Here is a 1,295-nt window from a genome sequence, read left to right on the forward strand (position 1 = left end):
GAACCAATGGCGTTCACGGCCTCGATCCAGATCAAGGGCTGGCAGGTCCGCAAGCGGCCGATAGGCATGCGACCCCGCATCGAGGCCGTGCCTTCTGTCGCAACCGCGCCCAACGAACGCTGGTCGACGGACCTCTGCCGTGTCTGGTCGGGCCGCGACGGCTGGACGACCCTCGCCCTGGTGATCGACTGCCACACCCGCGAGCTGCTGGGCTGGCATCTGTCGCGCTCCGGCAAAGCGACAACGGCGGCCAGCGCCCTGGAGCATGCCCTGATCAGCCGGTTCGGCACCTTGGGCAAGGTCACGCGCGAGTTCCTTCTGAGGTCCGACAACGGCCTGGTCTTCACGTCACGCCGCTACACCGCCCTGGTCCGCAGCTATGGCTTGAAGCAGGAGTTCATCACGCCGCATTGCCCCCAGCAGAACGGCATGGTCGAACGTGTGATCCGAACGCTAAAAGAACAGTGCATCCATCGCCAGCGCTTCGACAGCATCCAGCACGCGACGCGAGCCATCGGCGACTGGATCAGCTTCTACAACAACCGACGCCCGCATCAGGCGCTGGACATGAAAACCCCCGCTGAGGCATTCGCATTAGCGGCTTAGTTCGCCCTGAACAAAGCCTTCACACCGGTTCTGCGGGCACATAGCGTTGGTGCTGTGGGATTTTCGGGGTGGATAGCACGGCGATAATCCAAGCAAGCCAAGTCCTGAGGTGCGCCAGGATCTTGCGGATGTTGTGCCCGCAGGCGCAGAGGACGGCAAAGAGGGCATCACCAATCGTGCCTTTCAGCGGGCAGCGTGACAGACGGCCGTCCGTTTTCATGTGACCGATTTCAGCCTCGATGGCGCTGCGGCGGCGGAGGTCCGCGACCAGCCTGGGCGTCAGCCCGCGGCGCGTGCCACTGATCAGGACGCGGGTCCTTGTTTCGCCATGTCCGCGGTAGCCGCGATCGACGACGGCGAGGTCGGGGTGCTGGTCGGTCAGGATGGCCACCTGTTCCAGCGCGGGGCCCAGCGTGTGGCCGTCATAGGGATTGCCCGGAAAGCTCCGCATGCCGACCACGAAGCCTTCGTCCAAGGTGGTGGCCACGCTGACCTTGCAGCCGAACTCATAGCGCACCCGGGCTTTGCCCTTGGAGATGCAATCGACCTCAGGCTCGTGCAGGGCGTAGAGCTTGTCCTGCCCTTGGGCTGCTGATGCAAGAGCTGCGAGACCAACGCGAGCTTGGCGATGATCCGATCCCGGAGGCCGCCCTCGGGGATGTCATCAAGGTGGCGGCGCAGGTCGCGCA

Annotated in this window: 1 protein-coding gene and 1 pseudogene; one reads left to right on the plus strand and one right to left on the minus strand. The window is 64.5% G+C overall.

Going from position 1 to position 1,295, the window contains the following annotated elements; translation table 11 throughout:
• Positions 1-606: IS3 family transposase (locus IE101_RS19645; protein ID WP_189635519.1), on the plus strand; the 606-nt coding region annotated here is incomplete at its 5' end.
• Between the two features lie 19 nt (positions 607-625).
• Here the strand turns inward: IE101_RS19645 and IE101_RS19650 are convergent.
• Positions 626-1,295: pseudogene (locus IE101_RS19650) on the minus strand (transposase); the annotation flags it as partial.

This window comes from Gemmobacter lanyuensis (genome assembly GCF_014652355.1).
GTDB lineage: Bacteria > Pseudomonadota > Alphaproteobacteria > Rhodobacterales > Rhodobacteraceae > Gemmobacter > Gemmobacter lanyuensis.